This is a genomic window from Primorskyibacter flagellatus (assembly GCF_048268605.1).
In the GTDB taxonomy this organism is placed as follows: Bacteria; Pseudomonadota; Alphaproteobacteria; order Rhodobacterales; family Rhodobacteraceae; genus Primorskyibacter; species Primorskyibacter flagellatus.
Map to the genome: position 1 here is coordinate 210,106 of NZ_JBLWVF010000005.1, position 16,869 is coordinate 226,974.

At 61.6% G+C, this 16,869-nt stretch carries 17 protein-coding genes; 5 read left to right on the forward strand and 12 right to left on the reverse strand.

Annotated elements, in window-relative coordinates; translation table 11 throughout:
- Nucleotides 1-55 precede the first annotated feature (55 nt).
- From rpsI to ACN0WV_RS08630, 3 genes are all read right to left on the reverse strand, one after another.
- Nucleotides 56-541: a 30S ribosomal protein S9 gene (gene rpsI, locus ACN0WV_RS08620; protein WP_417605064.1), complete on the reverse strand. Its 486-nt coding sequence runs from the start codon at nt 539-541 to the stop codon at nt 56-58.
- Nucleotides 541-1,008 (reverse strand): 50S ribosomal protein L13, encoded by a 468-nt coding sequence (rplM, locus tag ACN0WV_RS08625; protein ID WP_417605066.1) that lies wholly within the window; start codon nt 1,006-1,008, stop codon nt 541-543. The genes rpsI and rplM overlap by 1 nt, the downstream gene beginning before the upstream one ends.
- Nucleotides 1,009-1,366: 358 nt before the next feature.
- Nucleotides 1,367-1,795, reverse strand: a complete 429-nt coding sequence (locus ACN0WV_RS08630) for a PaaI family thioesterase (RefSeq protein ID WP_084350175.1) — start codon at nt 1,793-1,795, stop codon at nt 1,367-1,369.
- Between the two features lie 32 nt (nt 1,796-1,827).
- On the opposite strand from ACN0WV_RS08630, the gene ACN0WV_RS08635 reads away from it, so the two are divergent.
- The 3 genes from ACN0WV_RS08635 to gluQRS are packed head-to-tail and all read left to right on the forward strand — an operon-like array spanning nt 1,828 to nt 4,976.
- Complete coding sequence (locus ACN0WV_RS08635) at nt 1,828-2,640, forward strand: enoyl-CoA hydratase (RefSeq protein WP_417605068.1); 813 nt, start codon at nt 1,828-1,830, stop codon at nt 2,638-2,640.
- A 45-nt stretch (nt 2,641-2,685) separates the two neighbouring features.
- The gene (gene trmFO, locus ACN0WV_RS08640; RefSeq protein ID WP_417605110.1) at nt 2,686-4,041 is read left to right on the forward strand and encodes a methylenetetrahydrofolate--tRNA-(uracil(54)-C(5))-methyltransferase (FADH(2)-oxidizing) TrmFO; all 1,356 of its coding nucleotides are present in this window, start codon (nt 2,686-2,688) and stop codon (nt 4,039-4,041) included.
- The gene (gene gluQRS / locus ACN0WV_RS08645; RefSeq protein WP_417605070.1) at nt 3,999-4,976 is read left to right on the forward strand and encodes a tRNA glutamyl-Q(34) synthetase GluQRS; all 978 of its coding nucleotides are present in this window, start codon (nt 3,999-4,001) and stop codon (nt 4,974-4,976) included. Before trmFO ends, gluQRS begins: the two co-directional genes overlap by 43 nt.
- Here the strand turns inward: gluQRS and hisI are convergent.
- A complete protein-coding gene (gene hisI / locus ACN0WV_RS08650; protein WP_417605072.1) occupies nt 4,973-5,338 on the reverse strand; it encodes a phosphoribosyl-AMP cyclohydrolase in 366 nt (121 codons plus the stop codon). The genes gluQRS and hisI overlap by 4 nt on opposite strands.
- A gap of 68 nt (nt 5,339-5,406) precedes the next feature.
- Here hisI and ACN0WV_RS08655 point away from each other — a divergent pair, with 68 nt between their 5' ends.
- Entirely contained in the window at nt 5,407-5,859 is a 453-nt protein-coding gene (locus ACN0WV_RS08655) for an iron-sulfur cluster assembly scaffold protein (protein ID WP_417605074.1), read from the forward strand.
- A gap of 242 nt (nt 5,860-6,101) precedes the next feature.
- Here the strand turns inward: ACN0WV_RS08655 and ACN0WV_RS08660 are convergent, their stop codons facing one another.
- The 5 genes from ACN0WV_RS08660 to sciP form a co-directional block, all read right to left on the reverse strand.
- Nucleotides 6,102-6,224, reverse strand: a complete 123-nt coding sequence (locus tag ACN0WV_RS08660) for a hypothetical protein (protein ID WP_268876726.1) — start codon at nt 6,222-6,224, stop codon at nt 6,102-6,104.
- Between the two features lie 131 nt (nt 6,225-6,355).
- Complete coding sequence (recG, locus tag ACN0WV_RS08665; protein WP_417605112.1) at nt 6,356-8,443, reverse strand: ATP-dependent DNA helicase RecG; 2,088 nt, start codon at nt 8,441-8,443, stop codon at nt 6,356-6,358.
- A complete protein-coding gene (ligA, locus tag ACN0WV_RS08670) occupies nt 8,440-10,560 on the reverse strand; it encodes an NAD-dependent DNA ligase LigA (protein ID WP_417605076.1) in 2,121 nt (706 codons plus the stop codon). The genes recG and ligA overlap by 4 nt, the downstream gene beginning before the upstream one ends.
- Before the next feature lie 82 nt (nt 10,561-10,642).
- Complete coding sequence (gene ctrA / locus ACN0WV_RS08675) at nt 10,643-11,356, reverse strand: response regulator transcription factor CtrA (RefSeq protein ID WP_084350182.1); 714 nt, start codon at nt 11,354-11,356, stop codon at nt 10,643-10,645.
- Nucleotides 11,357-11,450: 94 nt separating this feature from the next.
- A complete protein-coding gene (gene sciP, locus ACN0WV_RS08680) occupies nt 11,451-11,729 on the reverse strand; it encodes a CtrA inhibitor SciP (protein ID WP_084350183.1) in 279 nt (92 codons plus the stop codon).
- Between the two features lie 120 nt (nt 11,730-11,849).
- Here sciP and mnmA point away from each other — a divergent pair, with 120 nt between their 5' ends.
- On the forward strand, nt 11,850-12,992 hold the full coding sequence (gene mnmA / locus ACN0WV_RS08685) for a tRNA 2-thiouridine(34) synthase MnmA (protein WP_417605078.1): 1,143 nt from the start codon (nt 11,850-11,852) through the stop codon (nt 12,990-12,992).
- A gap of 204 nt (nt 12,993-13,196) precedes the next feature.
- On the opposite strand, the gene hpaR is transcribed toward mnmA, so the two are convergent.
- From hpaR to ACN0WV_RS08700, 3 genes are all read right to left on the reverse strand, one after another.
- The gene (gene hpaR, locus ACN0WV_RS08690; RefSeq protein WP_417605080.1) at nt 13,197-13,646 is read right to left on the reverse strand and encodes a homoprotocatechuate degradation operon regulator HpaR; all 450 of its coding nucleotides are present in this window, start codon (nt 13,644-13,646) and stop codon (nt 13,197-13,199) included.
- Nucleotides 13,647-13,869: 223 nt separating this feature from the next.
- A complete protein-coding gene (gene cueR, locus ACN0WV_RS08695; RefSeq protein ID WP_417605082.1) occupies nt 13,870-14,265 on the reverse strand; it encodes a Cu(I)-responsive transcriptional regulator in 396 nt (131 codons plus the stop codon).
- Between the two features lie 11 nt (nt 14,266-14,276).
- A complete protein-coding gene (locus tag ACN0WV_RS08700) occupies nt 14,277-16,787 on the reverse strand; it encodes a heavy metal translocating P-type ATPase (RefSeq protein ID WP_417605084.1) in 2,511 nt (836 codons plus the stop codon).
- Between the last annotated feature and the right edge of the window lie 82 nt (nt 16,788-16,869).

The window sequence follows — 16,869 nt, forward strand, 5'->3', positions numbered from 1 at the left end:
AAAGGGCCCGCGCCGTGCGAGCCCTTTTTCGATGTTTGCAAGCTTTGCCGGACAATCAACGCTTGGAGAACTGGAAGCTCTTGCGCGCCTTGGCCTTACCGTACTTCTTACGCTCGACGACACGGCTGTCGCGGGTCAGGAAGCCTGCCGCTTTCAGCGCGCCACGCAAGCTGGGATCATAAAGTTGCAGCGCCTTGGACACGCCGTGCTTGACCGCACCGGCCTGACCGGACAGACCGCCGCCCTTGACGGTGGCCATGACGTCGAACTGATCTTCTGTGCCCGACACAGTGAAGGGCTGCTTGAGGATCATCTGAAGCACGGGACGCGCGAAGTAATCGTTGATCGGCTTGCCGTTGACGATGACCTTGCCGGAGCCCGGCTTGATCCAGACACGGGCAACCGCATCCTTCCGCTTGCCTGTGGCATACGCACGGCCAAGCGAGTCGCGAACCGGCTCACGCGGGGTTTCGACCTCGGCGACCGGCTCGATACCGGCGACCGTGTTCAGGTCTTCGAGAGTGTTGATCTGGTCAGCCATTATTTTGCCACCCGAGTGTTTTTGGAGTTCATGTTCTTCACGTCCAGCACTTCGGGCTGCTGCGCCTCATGCGGGTGCTCTGCCCCGGCATAAACGCGCAGGTTGGTCATCACCTGACGCGACAGACGGTTGCCCGGCAGCATGCGCTTGACCGCAGAGGTCACGACACGCTCGGGGTACTTGCCTTCCAGGATCTGACCGGCAGTGCGGTGCTTGATGCCGCCCGGATGACCTGTATGCCAGTAGTATTTCTTGTCAGCGCGCTTGTTGCCGGTCATCTGCACCTTGTCGGCGTTGATGATGATGACATTGTCGCCCATGTCCATGTTCGGCGTGAAGCTTGCCTTGTGCTTGCCGCGCAGGCGCGTGGCCACGATCGAGGCAAGACGACCCAGAATCACGCCTTCGGCGTCGATCAGGATCCATTTCTTGTCGATGTCTGCCGGAGTAGCAGAAAAGGTTTTCATGACGGGATTGCCCTTTGGTTTGGTTGGAACACCGGTAACAGGTCGGTATCCGAATTCGATTGCCGGGTTATATACGGCACGGAATGCAGGTCAAGCGCCAGTTTTACTGATTTATCTAATGAAAACAATCTACTAAAAAATAGGTATCATTATACCCCAATTTTGCGGACCGGATTCCACCCCGCCTCGGGCGATTGCATCGTGAACGCGTCTTTAGAACGTCAAGCGCGGCGAAGCTGGCAGGAATGGTAATGCCTTGCCGCCATGCACACAGACGACCCGCCCTGGATCTATGCCGATAACGTGGGCCAGGATATTCTCAGCTCCGACGGTTCATTCCACGAAAAATGGCACGAAGTTACCCCACCGGGACAGGCGGGATCGAATAGGTCAGACTGGCTCGGGCGACGGGCGCTTCATGGCCTTCAGAGTGAATCAGCACATCGCCCACGGCCAATACGCGACCCAACTTCAGCAAACGGCACTCGGCGATCAGATCAACGCCCGCGGCAGGCTTGCGCATGAAGTCGATGGAACAGTTCGTCGTCACCGCCAAGGCCTGCGGTCCGATCATCGCAAGGACGGCGAGATAGACGGCCACATCCGCCAGCGCGAACATTGACGGGCCGGAAACTGTGCCACCCGGCCGCAAGTGACGGTCACTGACGATCAGCCGCATGGTGATGCCCATCGGACGGACATCCTCGACCGCGAAATCCCCGACGACCTGCGGGAACACCTCTGCCATGAACTCGGTCAGATCTTCTGTGGTCATTTTCAACTGCATTCTCTTCCCTCTCAGACGCTCGCCGCCTAGGGTTGGCCCGTCAGCAGCAGGAGGACAAGATGGGAATTCTCGAACGGCATGATACAAACGCTGTCAGACGGCTGCATATGAACGCGCCCGAACGGCTGAATGCGCTGTCAGACGAGATGCTGGCGGCCCTCAAGGCGGAATTCGAGGCGCTGCAAGATGACACGACGATCCGCGCGGTGATCCTGTCGGGCGAGGGCAAGGCGTTTTGCGCGGGCCACGATCTGAAACAGATGACTGCCGGTCGGCAGGCAGAGGATGGCGGCCGTGCCTATTTCAAGGATCTGTTCGACCGCTGCACAGAGGTGATGCTGGCGATCCGCGCCCTGCCCCAGCCCGTCATTGCACAGGTCCATGGCATCGCCACGGCAGCGGGCTGCCAGCTTGTGGCGTCCTGCGATATGGCGGTGGCGGCGACGGGCACCCGCTTTGGGGTGAACGGGGTCAATATCGGCCTGTTCTGTTCAACCCCGATGGTGGCGCTGTCACGCAATATCCCCCGCAAACAGGCGTTTGAGATGTTGACCACCGGCAGCTTTGTCGACGCGCAGCGCGCGCTGGAACTCGGGCTGGTCAATCGCGTCGTGGCACCCGATGCCGTGGCGGCAGAGGCCGAGGCGCTTGCACAGACCGTTGCCGACAAGCTGGGCACCGCCGTCAGGATCGGCAAACGCGCCTTTTACGACCAGATCGAAATGACGGCGGCCGACGCTTACGCGCATACCGGTCAGGTCATGGTGGAAAACATGCTGCACCGCGATACGGCCGAGGGCATCAGCGCGTTTCTGGAAAAGCGGCCCCCCGAATGGGAACAGTGATGGCCGCCCCGTGACAATCCCGGTGCGGCGCATTACATGCAGCGTATGACACAGGAATTGCACATCGTCGGCGGCGGAATGGCCGGATCCGAGGCCGCCTGGCAGGCAGCACAAGCCGGGGTGCGCGTGGTGATCCACGAAATGCGCCCCAAGGTCGAAACCTTTGCCCACAAGACCGGCAATCTGGGCGAGATGGTGTGTTCCAACTCCTTCCGGTCGGATGACGACGAACAGAACGCCGTGGGCCTTCTGCATTGGGAGATGCGCCAGGCAGGCGGGCTGATCATGGCCACTGCCGACCGCCACCGCCTGCCGGCAGGTGGCGCGCTGGCCGTGGATCGTGACCCTTTCGCTGAAACCATCACGGCGGCGCTGATGGCCCATCCCAATGTATCCGTCTCCTACGAAGAGATCACAGTCCTGCCCGACGATGGCAACTGGATCATCGCGACCGGTCCGCTGACCTCTTCCGCGCTTGGTGCCGCCATTCAGGCGGAAACGGGTGCCGAGGCTCTGGCGTTTTTCGATGCTATCGCCCCGATCATCCACGCTGAAAGCATCGACATGTCGAAAGCGTGGATGCAGTCGCGCTATGACAAGGGCGAGACAGAGGAAGAACGTACGGCCTACCTGAACTGTCCGATGGATCAAAACCAGTACGAAGCGTTCATCGACGCGCTTCTGGCGGCGGAGAAGACAGAATTCCACGAGGGCGAGACTGCCGGATATTTCGACGGTTGCCTGCCGATCGAGGTGATGGCCGAACGCGGCCGCGAAACCCTGCGCTTTGGTCCGATGAAACCGGTTGGCCTGACCAACCCCCATCAGCCGGATGTCAAAGCTTACGCAGTGGTTCAACTCCGTAGGGATAACGCACTGGGAACATTGTATAACATTGTCGGCTTTCAAACCAAGATGAAATACGGCGCACAGACCGAAGTCCTGCGGATGATCCCCGGTCTGGAGGAAGCCCGCTTTGCGCGTCTGGGCGGCATCCATCGCAACACGTTCCTGAATTCGCCCACTTTGCTGGATGCGCAGATGCGCCTGCGCTCGCGTCCGAACATCCGCTTTGCCGGTCAGATCACAGGGGTGGAGGGCTATGTGGAATCCTCGGCCATGGGGCTGCTTGCAGGACGTCTGGCGGCGGCGGAAATCAATGGCGCGCCGATGCCTGATCTGCCGCAGGACACAGCCCATGGCGCGCTGGTCCATCACATCACTGGCGGTGCAGAGGCCAAGACCTTCCAGCCGATGAACGTGAATTTCGGCCTGTTTCGACCACTAGAGGGCATGAAGGGCGGCCGCCGTGGCCGCAAGGACCGCTACAAGGCCTATACCGACCGCGCGAAATCCGCATGGTCCGACTGGCTGTCAGCCCAAGCGCCTGTCCCGGCCTGACCCCCATGTTCATCACCCGGTTTGCCCCGTCGCCCACCGGACCATTGCATCTGGGTCACGCCTATTCGGCGCTTCTGGCGCATGGCATGGCGCGCAAGTCCGGAGGTCGGTTTCTGCTGCGCATCGACGATCTGGACCACACCCGCGCGCGACCGGAATGGGAGTCGCAAATCTACGATGACCTGCGCTGGCTCGGTCTGGACTGGCCCACGCCGTGCCGACGCGAATCGGACTGTTTTGCAGAATACGATGCCGCGTTGGACCGGCTTTGGGATCTGGGCGTGCTTTACCCCTGCACATGCACTCGGCGCGACATCGCAGAGGCGCTCGGTGCGCCGCAGGAAGGCGTTGTGCCACACGGCCCCGATGGCCCCGTCTATCCCGGAACGTGCCGACAGCCGATATGGGAGGACGCGCGATGGTCGGACGGTACATTTCCGCGCCCGAAAGACGTGCATTTGCGCTTGCACATGAGCAAGGCGCTGAGCGTTCTGGACCGCGCCGAACACGCCGTCACTGGCACCGGGATCTCGCAACCGATCTCTTTCGACGAAACCGGCACTGGCCCGTCCGGACAGCACGGGCATATCGGCGTCCCGTCAGATCATCTTGCCCATGCCATCGGCGACATCGTTGTCGCCCGCAAGGATTTCGGCGCATCCTATCATCTTGCGGTCGTGGTGGATGATGCCGCACAGAGCATAAGCCATGTCGTGCGCGGGCAGGATCTGTTCGAGGCAACAAAGATCCATATCGTGCTGCAAGATCTTCTTGGATTGCCCCGCCCCACCTACCACCATCACCGGCTGATCCGCGATGACTCGGGCAAACGGCTGGCCAAGCGCGACAACGCCCGCGCAATCGCCGCGTTCCGCGAGGCTGGCGCGACGCCACAGGACATTCGCAATCGCGTCGGTCTGCCCGCCGTGGGCTAGGCCACGCTTTCCGGTGCCATCAGCTCTACCTCTTCACCATCCCGCACGGCCGTGTAGAAACAGCTTCGGCGGTTGGTGTGGCAGGCCGGGCCGGTCTGGTTGACGACAACCAGCAAACAATCCCGGTCGCAATCCACACGCAGATCGACAAGTTCCTGCACATGGCCGGAACTTTCGCCCTTGACCCAGAAGGACTGGCGCGAGCGCGACCAATAGGTCACCCGGCCCGTGTCTAGCGTGCGGGCCACCGACTCGGCATTCATCCACGCCATCATCAGCACTTCACCTGTCCCGTCTTGCTGGGCAATGGCAGGGATCAGGCCGCGGTCATCATAGACCAAGGTCGCAGGATCGAATGTCATCGGCAAAAACCCTTTTGCATTGGCGCGTATGACGCCTATTTATGAGGTTGCGGAACGAAGGAAAACCCATGCCCGGTGAAAGCGACCTGATAAAGCTCTATTCCACGCGCATTCTTGCGCTGGCGGCGGATATTCCGCGTCTTGGCAGGCTTGATGCGCCGGAGGCCAGCGTCAAGCGGCGCTCACCGCTTTGCGGGTCGACCGTGACGGTGGATCTGTGCATGAAGGACGGCAAGGTGTCGGACTATGCACAGGACGTGAAGGCCTGCGCACTGGGTCAGGCCTCTGCCTCGGTCGTGGGCGGTGCCATCATCGGGGCCACCCGCACCCAGATCGAAGCCGCCAGGGATTCGCTGAAAACCATGCTGAAAGAGGACGGGCCCGCACCCGCCGCGCCGTTTGACGGTTTGGAGGTTCTGCGCCCGGCCCGCGATTACAAGAACCGGCACGCCTCGATCCTGCTGACGCTGGAAGCCGCGTCCGAGGCCGCAGAAAAGGCCGAGCGGTCGGATTGCGCCTGACGCATAGCACTTCCGCGAAGCCCCTCGCGCGATAGAAAGAAAATCAGGACTTTTGCCACCGCAAGAAAAAGCCGCCGCACTTCCAAAGGAAGGCGGCGGCAAGTCGCGCTATCTTGTGTCATTTCCGGACCGTCCGAATGAGGCGGGGACCTCAGAGGGGACGGAACAGGCAGTGTCGGTCAGGACGCATCTAAGTTGGGACAGGATGCGGGACGGTCCGGCACAAGGGCGCAGGCAGAAACTCAGACAAGACCGGGCAGGTGCAAGGCAGCCACCAACATGACGACAAGGGCGACGGCACCAACAGCATCCTGCACCAGCGTCGCGTCAGAAGATCGGATCGTGGATTTGACTTGCTTGATCATCTCTAACCCTCGTCATTAATGTCTTGTTGCCTCTTTGTTCTCACAAAATTAACCATCAGTAAAGAACTTTTTAAGAACATTTGAGAACATTCCGGGATTTCGAAGAGATCGCCGGGGCGACACAAGTCTGTTCAGCCGACCGAAAGCAGCCGGATCGCCTCGTCCTGGCGCATCAACCACAACAATACGCGTGCCGCTTTACCGCGATCGCTTTGCAAGGTCGGGTCGTCTGCCAACAGCTTGCGCGCGTCCGACTGGGCAACGGCCATCAACGCCGCCTGCGCTTCCATGTCTGCGATCTGAAACCGTGGCAGACCGGATTGCGCCGTACCGATCAGATCGCCCGCGCCGCGCATCTCCAGATCCACCTCGGACAGACGAAACCCATCCTCGGTTTCGCGCAGGGTGGTCAGACGTTTCTCGCCGGTCTCGCTCAGCGGCGGCTGGTACATCAGCAGGCAGGTCGAGGCCTTGTCGCCACGCCCCACCCTGCCCCGCAACTGGTGCAACTGCGCCAGCCCGAAGGATTCCGCCCGCTCGATCACCATGATCGTCGCATTCGGCACGTTCACGCCGACCTCGATCACCGTTGTCGCGACAAGCACGGATGTTTCGCCGCGCTGAAACCGGGCCATGGCGGCATCCTTTTCCGCCGGTGGCATCTGACCATGCACCAAGCCGACAACGCCCTCGCCCAGGGCCGCCCGCAGATGCGCAAAACGGTCCTCGGCAGAGGACAGATCGGAAACCTCGCTTTCCTCGACCAGTGGGCAAACCCAATAAGCTTGTAGGCCATCGCCGATGGCGCGGCGCAGGTGATCAATCACCTCGCTCATCCGTTGGGTCGAGATCATCGCGGTCCGGATCGGCAGCCTGCCGGGCGGCTTTTCGTCCAGCACCGACACGTCCATATCGCCATATTGGGTCAGCGCCAGACTTCGCGGAATCGGCGTCGCGGTCATCACCAGCACATCGACAGCCGCCCCCTTGCGGCCCAGTTCCAGCCGCTGGCGCACGCCGAACCGGTGCTGCTCATCCACGATCGCCAGACGCAGATCGCGAAACGCAACATCCGCCTGAAACACCGCATGTGTGCCGACAAGGATCTGAATATCTCCGTCGGCGAGCGCTTCCAGCTTTGCGCGCCGTTCCGCGCCCTTGTCGCGCCCGGTCAGCAGTTCCAGAACCACGCCTGCCTGTTCCGCGAGCGGTTGCAGCCCCTCCAGATGCTGCCGGGCGAGGATTTCGGTGGGTGCCATCATCACGCCCTGCCCGCCAGCCTCGACCGCGATCAGAAGCGCCATGAACGCCACAAGCGTCTTGCCAGAGCCGACGTCCCCCTGAAGCAGCCGGTTCATGCGTTCGGGACGCGCCAGATCGGCCTCGATCTCGGAAATCGCACGGGTCTGCGCGCCTGTGGGGGCGTAAGGCAACTGTTGCAGCACCCTGTTTCGCAAGCGCGCATCGCCGCGCGTCGCGACCCCCTTGCCGCGTTTGCGGTTCATCCGGGCCAGCGCCAACGTCAACTGATGCGCCATGAATTCGTCATAGGCCAGTCGTTCGCGTGCAGGCGCATTTGCCGCAAGATCCGCAAACCCGTTTGGCGCATGCGCAGCCCCAATCGCGGCCTTCCAGTCAGGCCAGTTCTTCGCCGCCTTCTGCGACCTATCGATCCACTCGCCCAGATCCGGCAGCCGGGTCATCGCATCGGCCACGGCGCGGACCATCAGCTTTTGGGTCACTCCGGCCGTCAGCGGATAGACCGGCTCAAACGCCGGGATTTGATGGCCCGCATCGGGTGAAACCATGTGGTCGGGATGCACCATCTGCGCGATCCCGTCGAAAAACTCGACCCTTCCCGACAGCAGCATCCGCGCGCCAACGGGTAATGCGCGCAGCAGATAATCACCCCGCGCATGAAAGAAGACGAGTTGAAAGCTGGTCTTCGCATCCTGAACATCGACGCGGTATGCCCCCTTGCCACGCGGCGGCCGGTGCTGACCGATCGTCACTTCGACGGTGATAACGCGGGGCAAATCCGCGCCCTGAACCGTTTCGCGCAAGGCCCGATCAATGCCCGAATACGGCAAGGTGAAAAGCAGATCGCGCGGACATTCGATGCCAAGCTGGCCCAGATTGGCGGCCGTTTTCGGGCCGACGCCGTCCAGCCCCTGAACATCCGCAAACAGCGGAAACAGGACCTCGGGCCGACCGCTCATATCTGCCCGATGAGGGTCAGCCAAGCCTCCTCATCCATCACGGTCACGCCCAACTCTTGCGCCTTCGTGGCCTTGGACCCGGCACCGGGACCGGCAACCAGAATATCTGTCTTGCCCGAAACAGAGCCGGAAACCTTGGCACCCATCGCTTCGGCGCGCACCTTGGCCTCGGCCCGTGTCATGCGTTCCAATGTGCCGGTAAAAACCACGGTCTTGCCAGCGACGGGGCTGCCTTCGGTGTCGGGTCGGGATGCCTCTTGGACCGTCAGATGCGCCACCAACCGGTCTATCGAGGCGCGCTCTGCCTCTTGCTTCATCGTGGTGACGACGGATTCCGCGAGCACCTTTCCGACGCCGTCGATCCCGGTCAGATCCTCCCAAGCGCCGCCTTCCAGAGAGGCGGCCTCGCCCATCGCGTCCTCGAAAGCAGCCCAACTGCCGTAATGCGTCGCAAGAAGGTTCGATGCCCCCTCGCCCACATGCCGAATACCGAGCGCGAAAATCAGCTTGCGCAACGGGATCGTCCGGCGGTCTTTGATGGCGGAAAACAGGTTCGCGGCAGACTTTTCGCCCCATCCTTCCCGGTTTTTAAGCTGTTGCAGGCCAGAACCATAGCGCGCCTCCAGCTCAAAAATGTCGGCAGGCTCCTTGATCCAGCCGTCTTGGTAGAACTGCTCGACCTGCCTGGCGCCCAGACCTTCGATGTCAAAGGCACCGCGGCTGACGAAATGTTTCAATTTCTCAACGGCCTGCGCGGGGCAGATAATCCCGCCAGAGCAGCGGCGTACCGCATCGCCTTCTTCGCGAATCGCCTCGGAGCCGCAGCGCGGACAGGTGGTCGGAAACGCGAAAGGCGCGGAATTATCCGGGCGTTTTTCCAGATCCACATCCGCGATCTTGGGGATCACATCGCCGGCGCGGTACACCTGCACCCAGTCACCGATGCGGATGTCCTTGCCGTCGCGGATCTCGGCGCCTGTGCTGTCGCGGCCCGCGATGTAATCCTCGTTGTGCAGCGTCGCGTTGGACACCACGACACCGCCGACCGTGACCGGGGTCAGACGCGCCACGGGCGAAAGCGCGCCTGTGCGGCCGACCTGAATGTCGATGGCTTCGAGGCGGGTCCAAGCGAGTTCGGCCGGGAATTTATGGGCAATGGCCCAACGGGGTGTGGTGCTGCGAAAGCCCAGGCGTTCTTGCAGCGCCAGGTCGTTCACCTTGTAGACCACTCCGTCAATATCATAGCCCAGCGTCGCGCGCTGCGCCTCGATCTCGTGGTATTGCGCCAGCATCTCGTCCGGCCCGTCGCAGAGCCGCGTCAGCGGATTTGTCTGAAAGCCGAACCCTTCCAGACGCTCGATCGAGGCCATCTGGGTATCGCCCAGCGGTTCGGAAAGCATGCCCCAGGCATAGGCAAAAAACCGCAATGGCCGTTGGCGCGTGATGTTCGGATCAAGTTGCCGCAGCGAACCTGCCGCGGCATTGCGGGGGTTCGCAAACAGCTTTTGTCCGGTATCCGACTGGCGGGCGTTGAGCGCTTCGAAATCATCATGGCTCATGTAGACTTCGCCGCGCACCTCCAGCACGGCAGGGGCGTTTTTGATCTGTTCGGGAAGGTCGTCGATGGTCTTCGCATTGGCGGTGACATTTTCGCCGATGCGTCCATCGCCACGCGTCGCGGCCTGGATCAGCCTGCCCTGTTCGTAGCGCAGCGACAGCGACAGCCCGTCGATCTTGGGCTCTGCCGTGTAGGGCAGCGCGTCAGTGTCACTCAGGCCGAGGTAGCGCCTGATCCGGACGTCAAACTCTGTGACGTCTTCATTATCGAAGGCATTCCCGAGCGAGAGCATCGGCACGGCATGGGAGACTTTGGAAAACTTGTCCGCCGGCGCGGCACCGACCTGCTCACTGGGACTGTCCGCGCGCTTGAGACCGGGAAACCGCGTCTCGATCTCGGCATTGCGGTGTTTCAGCTTGTCATAGTCCGCGTCGGAAATCTCCGGCGCGTCGTCGGTATGATAGGCGGTGTTGGCCGCCGCAATCAGTGCCGCAAGCCTTTTCAGTTCTGCTTTCGCCTGATCTTCCGTCAGGTCTTTGACCGCAATCTTGTCCGTCACGCGTCCCCACTCTCTCTGCGGATGCCCAACTGGGCGTCAGGTCACAGTGATAGGGTTCGCGCGACGACAGGTCCAGAGCTTGTCAGGCCCCGACAGCCAACCGCGCGGGCGCAAGTGCGGGTTCTGGATCGCGCAGCACATACCCACGGCCCCAGACGGTTTCGATATAGTTTTCTTCGCCGGTCGCCTCTGACAGTTTCTTGCGAAGTTTGCAGATAAACACGTCGATGATCTTGAGTTCCGGCTCGTCCATGCCGCCATATAGATGGTTGAGAAACATCTCTTTGGTCAGGGTGGTGCCCTTGCGCAGACTAAGCAGCTCCAGCATCTGATACTCTTTGCCGGTCAGGTGGACCGTTTTATTATCGACTTCGACAGTTTTCGCGTCAAGGTTGACTGCAATCTTGCCTGTGTGAATGACAGATTGCGAATGTCCCTTGGACCGGCGGATGATCGCGTGGATGCGCGCAATCAGCTCTTCGCGGTGGAATGGCTTGGTCAGATAATCATCGGCCCCAAACCCGAAGCCCTTGATCTTGCTTTCGGTGTCATCCGCGCCTGACAGGATCAGGATCGGCGTCTCTATCCGTGCCAGTCGAAGCTGGCGCAAAACCTCATGCCCGTTGAGATCAGGCAGGTTGAGATCCAGCAGAATCAGATCGTAGTCATACAGTTTGGCCAGATCTATGCCTTCTTCACCAAGATCGGTGGCGTAGACGTTGAGATTGGCATGGGTAAGCATCATTTCAATGCTCTTGGACGTCGCGGGATCGTCTTCCACCAGCAGAACGCGCATTATTGTTTTCTCCGTTTACAGACCCTTCACACCCGAACGTCCGTGAAATTAGTTAACTGTGCGTTACTATAGACGCGATTTAGCGACACGCAACTCATGGTTGTCGAAATCGCTGCACCGCTGTGGCTTTCAGGGCCTCCTCGCCATGCTCGGCGAGCGCGCGCACCCATTCGTGCAATTCATCGTCGCTCAACGCATAGCGCGACTTGGCAGCGTCCTGGGTCAATAGCCCGTAAGCCACGGCCCTGACAACGGCAAGTTTACGCGACGCCACCCAGCGACGCGTCTCGGGCGGGGGCAGATCCGCATGTGTCATCACCCGCCCGTCCGGCAACGTAACTGTGCGCGGACCCTCAACCTTTTTCAAAAACATCACCTTACCCTTCTCATTACAGGGTAAAATTGCCGCGGCGGCTCTTAAGGAGATATGAAACCGCCCCTTGAGAGTATCTTGCATTTGCCTATATTCCGCGCAAACCCCAAGGAACCTGTTATGCCCCTCGATAGACCTCTTAATTCGCTTGGCTTTGCCAAGGCGCCTGCCGACACCCGCGTTGTCGTCGCCATGTCAGGCGGCGTCGACAGCTCGGTCGTGGCAGCACAGCTCGCCGAAGAAGGCTATGACGTGGTGGGTGTGACGCTGCAACTGTACGATCATGGCGCGGCGCTGGCCAAGAAAGGCGCGTGCTGCGCGGGGCTGGATATTCACGACGCGCGGCGCGTGGCCGAAGAAATGGGCTTCCCGCATTATGTGCTGGATTATGAGAACATTTTTAAGGATGCGGTGATCGACGAGTTCGCAGACAGCTATCTTGCCGGTGCCACGCCGGTGCCCTGCATCCGTTGCAATGAGCGGGTGAAGTTCAAGGATCTGCTGGAAACCGCCCGAGATCTGGAGGCCGACTGCATGGCCACCGGCCACTATATCCAGCGGAAGGACGGCGCGCATGGGCCGGAACTGCACAGCGCCGAAGACGCCAACCGCGATCAAAGCTATTTCCTGTTCTCGACGACCCCGGAACAACTGGCCTATCTGCGGTTTCCGCTTGGGCATTTGCCGTCGAAGGCCGCAACCCGCGAACTGGCTGCCAAATATGGTCTGGCCGTGGCGGACAAGCCCGACAGTCAGGATATCTGCTTTGTCCCCAACGGCGACTATGCGTCGGTGATCGAGAAACTGCGCCCCGACGCGATTGACCCCGGCGACATCGTGCATGTCGACGGGCGCGTATTGGGGCGGCACGAAGGTGTCATCCATTACACGATCGGACAACGCCGGGGCCTTGCCATCGGCGGGCTGAGCGAGCCGATTTATGTGGTCAAGCTGGATGTCAATGCCAAGCAGGTGATCGTGGGTCCAAAGGAAATGCTGGCCACAAGGATCGTTCCGGTGCGCGAGATCAACTGGCTGGGCGACGCGCCGATCACAAGCCGCGACGAATGGCACATCTCGGTCAAGGTCCGCTCTACCCGCCCCCCGCGCGAAGCGATCCTGCGCCCGATCTCGGACACAGAGGCAGAGGTGGAACTGTTGACGCCCGAGCAAGGCGTCGCGCCGGGTCAGGCTTGCGTGTTCTACGAAACCGTCGGCACCCGCATCCTGGGTGGTGGCTGGATCTGGGCAGGCGGCAGATAATGACTGACGCTGTGCAGGCGGGGCCACACATACCGAAGACATATCCCTGTCCGTTGGCGACGGCGCTGCAAGGTCGGGCCGCTTTTGCGCCTCGCCGCCCATCTTTTGGGGAGGGACGGCCCTGCAAGATCGTAACGGAATTTGTCGCGGCCATTGAGGTCAAAACATTCGGATAGTTCAAAGCAACGAAGACAGCTACACGTGTCACTTCGACGTTTGGCTTTTTTGTTCAGCCGTCACCAAGTCAAGCAGATCCAGAAGAGCCTCGTAATTCTCGTCCCCCAGCCGGGCCTTGATGGCATCGGCGATCGCCGCAGCTTCGGCGATGTTTTCATCGATGACTGCCTGCCCCGCCGGGGTGATCATCAGAATTTGGCGCCTGCGATCACCGTCATGCTGCTGACGGGTGATCAGCCCTTTCTCGGTCATCGTCCGCAAAATGCGACTGAGACTGGGCAGCAACAAAGACGCCCGGTCCGCCACGTCGGTCGTGTCCTGCGGTCCGTATTCGGATAACACCCGCAAAACCCGCCATTGTTGTTCAGTCAAACCGGAGGCCGCCAACATCGAACGGATCGGTGCCATGACAGCCTCTCGCGCGCGGATCAGCAGAATAGGCAGCGAACGTGAGGTCGATGGCAGCGTCTTGTTCACCGGCAGGCTCCTTGGGGTGGCGGTCGGGCCGTGTGACCGCTGCCCATGTTATGGAGTGACGTTAACAGCGCAAGCGGAATTGCTTAATATCGCAAGTGATAATGTCGTCAGGATATGTCGTGCCGCATCTTCAGATCAAAATCAGAGTCTGTCAGATCTGAATGGCGAACCGACTGCCACGACACCGGTGAGCACTAAGGCACGCGCGGCCGCACGATGCAGCCTATATTGCGGGCGGTGCCGACAGATCGGCCAGGATCGGGCAATCGGGCCGGTCATCCCCGGCGCAGGCATGGACGAGCCGTGTCAGCGTCTGGCGCATTCCGGTCAGTTCGGCGATCTTGCGATCGATCTCTGTCAGATGTTCTTCGGCGATCTGTTTGACCTCGGCGCTGCTGCGGTCCGTGTCCTCGTAAAGCTTCAGCAGCCCGCGACAATCCTCGATCCCGAAGCCCAGGGCCCGCGCCCGCCCGATAAAGGCCAGCTTGTGCAGGTCCTGTTCACGAAACGCACGGTAGCCATTGGCGCTGCGCTGCGGGGTGATCAGGCCGATCTCTTCATAATAGCGGATCGTCTTCGCCGGAAGGCCGGATTGTCGCGACACGTCACCGATATTCATCGCACCCTCCTTCACTGCGCCGCAACACTCACAGCACCGGCTTTGAACTGTTCCGGCGTATCGGCCTCGTCCATCAGCGGCGCGATCCGGCGAAGACGCAGCGCGTTCGACAACACGAAGACCGAGGACAGCGCCATTGCGCCCGCCGCCAGAACCGGCGACAGCAACACGCCGAATGCCGGGTAGAGCACGCCCGCTGCAACGGGGATCAGCGCGACGTTGTAGCCGAAGGCCCAGAACAGGTTCTGCCGGATATTGGCCATGGTCCGGCGCGACACTTCCAGCGCGTTGACCACGCCGCGCAGATCGCCCGACATCAACACAACATCGGCGGACTCAATTGCCACATCCGTGCCCGTTCCGATGGCGATCCCCACATCCGCATGTGCAAGCGCAGGCGCGTCGTTGATGCCGTCGCCGACAAAGGCCACCTGTTCGCTCCCCGCGCGCAACGCGTCCAGCGCCGCCACCTTGCCGTCGGGCAAAACCCCCGCGATCACATGGTCGATGCCGGTTTCGCGCGCGATGGCCTCGGCGGTTTCGCGTTTGTCGCCGGTAATCATGGCAACCTTCAGTCCCATCCCATGCAGTGCTTCGATGGCCGCGCGGCTGGCGGGTTTGACCGGGTCTGCGACGCCGATCACCGCCGCGATCCGCCCGTCGATGGCGGCATAAAGCGCGGTGCGGCCACGGGTCGCCAATTGGGTTTCGGACTCGACCAGTGCCGAGGTATCAATGCCCTCGCGGGTCATAAACCGGTCAGCCCCGACAAGCACCTCGGCCCCATCGACGAGCGCCCGCACGCCGTATCCGGTGGTCGAGACAAATTCGGACGCTTCGGACACCGTCAACCCCTGTGCCTTCGCCGCGCGCAGAATGGCATCGGCGATGGGATGTTCAGAGCGCCCTTCGACCGCTGCGACCTTTGCCAGCACATCAGCGCGGGCATAGCCTTCTGCCAACACCAGATCGGTCAGTTCGGGGCGCCCCTCGGTCACGGTGCCGGTCTTGTCCAGCGCCACGACGCCCACCTGCCCCAGCCCCTGTAGCGCGTCGCCACGGCGGAACAGCACGCCCATCTCGGCCGCGCGGCCTGTGCCCACCATGATGGAGGTCGGCGTGGCCAGCCCCATGGCACAGGGACAGGCGATGATCAACACCGACACCCCTGCCACCAAGGCCAATGTCAGGGCAGGATCAGGACCAATCACCAGCCAGACCAGCACGGTCAGCGCCGCCAACGCCATCACGGCCGGCACGAACCACAGGGTGATCCGGTCCACCAGCCCCTGAATGGGCAGTTTGGCACCCTGGGCTTCCTCGACCATGCGGATGATCTGCGCCAGCGTTGTATCTGCGCCAACCCGTGTCGCGCGAAACTGCAAACTGCCCGCGCCATTGACCGTGCCGCCGGTGACGGGATCACCCGTCGCCTTGGCAACCGGCGCAGGTTCCCCGGTAATCATGCTTTCGTCGATATGGCTGTTGCCCTCGACCACCTCGCCATCCACGGCGATCCGTTCGCCGGGGCGGACCACAATGACATCGCCGCTTTGCAGCGTGTCGATGTCGGTCTCCACCGCCTCGCCGTCCCGCATCACGCGCGCGGTGCGGGGTTGAAGGCCGACAAGCTTGCGGATCGCGGCACCGGTCCGGCCCTTGGCGCGCGCCTCCAGCCAGCGCCCGATCAGAATCAGCACGACAATCACCGCTGCGGCTTCGAAATAGACGGCACGCACAGCCTCGGGCAGCAGCCCGGGCAGGAAGGTGGCCACGACGGAATAGGCATAGGCCGCCCCGGTCCCCACGGCCACAAGGCTGTTCATGTCAGGCGCGCCTTTCAGCAGCGCCGGAATGCCCTTGAGATAGAACTGCCGCCCCGGCCCGATCAGAACGGCACTGGTCAGCGCGAACTGGATCAACCAACTGGCCTGATGACCGATGGTACGGCCGATCAGCCCATGCATTCCGGGAATCATATGGCTGCCCATCTCCAGAATGAACACCGGAAGGGCAAGCAGGGCGGCCAGCGTCACGCGACGGGCCAGGCCCCGCGCCTCTTCCTCTTTGCGCGCAGTCTGGTCCTGGGACGCATTGGCACCTGCGATCCGGGCGGGATAGCCCGCTTCGGTCGCGGTGCGTACCAGATCAGCCGGCTCGACAGCGCCTTCCAGATAGGTGACGCGCGCGGTTTCCGAGGCGAGGTTCACATTCACCTCCAGCACCCCCGGCGCGGCGGCCAGCGCCTTGTCGACCCGTCCGACGCAGGACGCGCAGGACATCGACGCGATGCTCAGCACCGCTTCGCCCCGGCGCGCGGGGTAGCCCAATTCGTCCAACGCCGCTGCCACCGCTGCCAACCGCTCGGGTGCATCAAGTTCCAGTCGCGCAGTCTCGTTGGCAAGGTTCACGGACACCGATTCCACACCGGACAGGTTCGCAAGCGCGCGGTCGACGCGTCCCACACAGGAGGCACAGGACATGCCCTCAATTGAAAGTGTTGCCTGATATGTCGCGTTCATGACGGTCTCCGTTTGTCGCTAGACAGCTCAGATAAGGGTTCCAGTGACTGTAAGGTCAAGAGGGGTACCCGGTTTTTCCATT

Bases quoted from the DNA above. Each gene is read 5' to 3' on its own strand.
- rplM (WP_417605066.1), bottom strand. From the start codon at position 1,008: ATGAAAACCTTTTCTGCTACTCCGGCAGACATCGACAAGAAATGGATC.
- ACN0WV_RS08660 (WP_268876726.1), bottom strand. From the start codon at position 6,224: ATGATCAAGCAAGTCAAATCCACGATCCGATCTTCTGACGCGACGCTG.
- ctrA (WP_084350182.1), bottom strand. From the start codon at position 11,356: ATGCGCGTTCTGCTGGTGGAAGACGATCCCGCGACGTCCAAGAGCATT.
- trmFO (WP_417605110.1), top strand. From the start codon at position 2,686: ATGACACAGGAATTGCACATCGTCGGCGGCGGAATGGCCGGATCCGAG.
- recG (WP_417605112.1), bottom strand. From the start codon at position 8,443: ATGAGCGGTCGGCCCGAGGTCCTGTTTCCGCTGTTTGCGGATGTTCAG.
- cueR (WP_417605082.1), bottom strand. From the start codon at position 14,265: ATGAATATCGGTGACGTGTCGCGACAATCCGGCCTTCCGGCGAAGACG.
- hisI (WP_417605072.1), bottom strand. From the start codon at position 5,338: ATGACATTCGATCCTGCGACCTTGGTCTATGATGACCGCGGCCTGATC.
- sciP (WP_084350183.1), bottom strand. From the start codon at position 11,729: ATGTTTTTGAAAAAGGTTGAGGGTCCGCGCACAGTTACGTTGCCGGAC.
- mnmA (WP_417605078.1), top strand. From the start codon at position 11,850: ATGCCCCTCGATAGACCTCTTAATTCGCTTGGCTTTGCCAAGGCGCCT.
- ACN0WV_RS08655 (WP_417605074.1), top strand. From the start codon at position 5,407: ATGCCCGGTGAAAGCGACCTGATAAAGCTCTATTCCACGCGCATTCTT.
- ACN0WV_RS08700 (WP_417605084.1), bottom strand. From the start codon at position 16,787: ATGAACGCGACATATCAGGCAACACTTTCAATTGAGGGCATGTCCTGT.
- gluQRS (WP_417605070.1), top strand. From the start codon at position 3,999: ATGGTCCGACTGGCTGTCAGCCCAAGCGCCTGTCCCGGCCTGACCCCC.
- rpsI (WP_417605064.1), bottom strand. From the start codon at position 541: ATGGCTGACCAGATCAACACTCTCGAAGACCTGAACACGGTCGCCGGT.
- ACN0WV_RS08630 (WP_084350175.1), bottom strand. From the start codon at position 1,795: ATGCAGTTGAAAATGACCACAGAAGATCTGACCGAGTTCATGGCAGAG.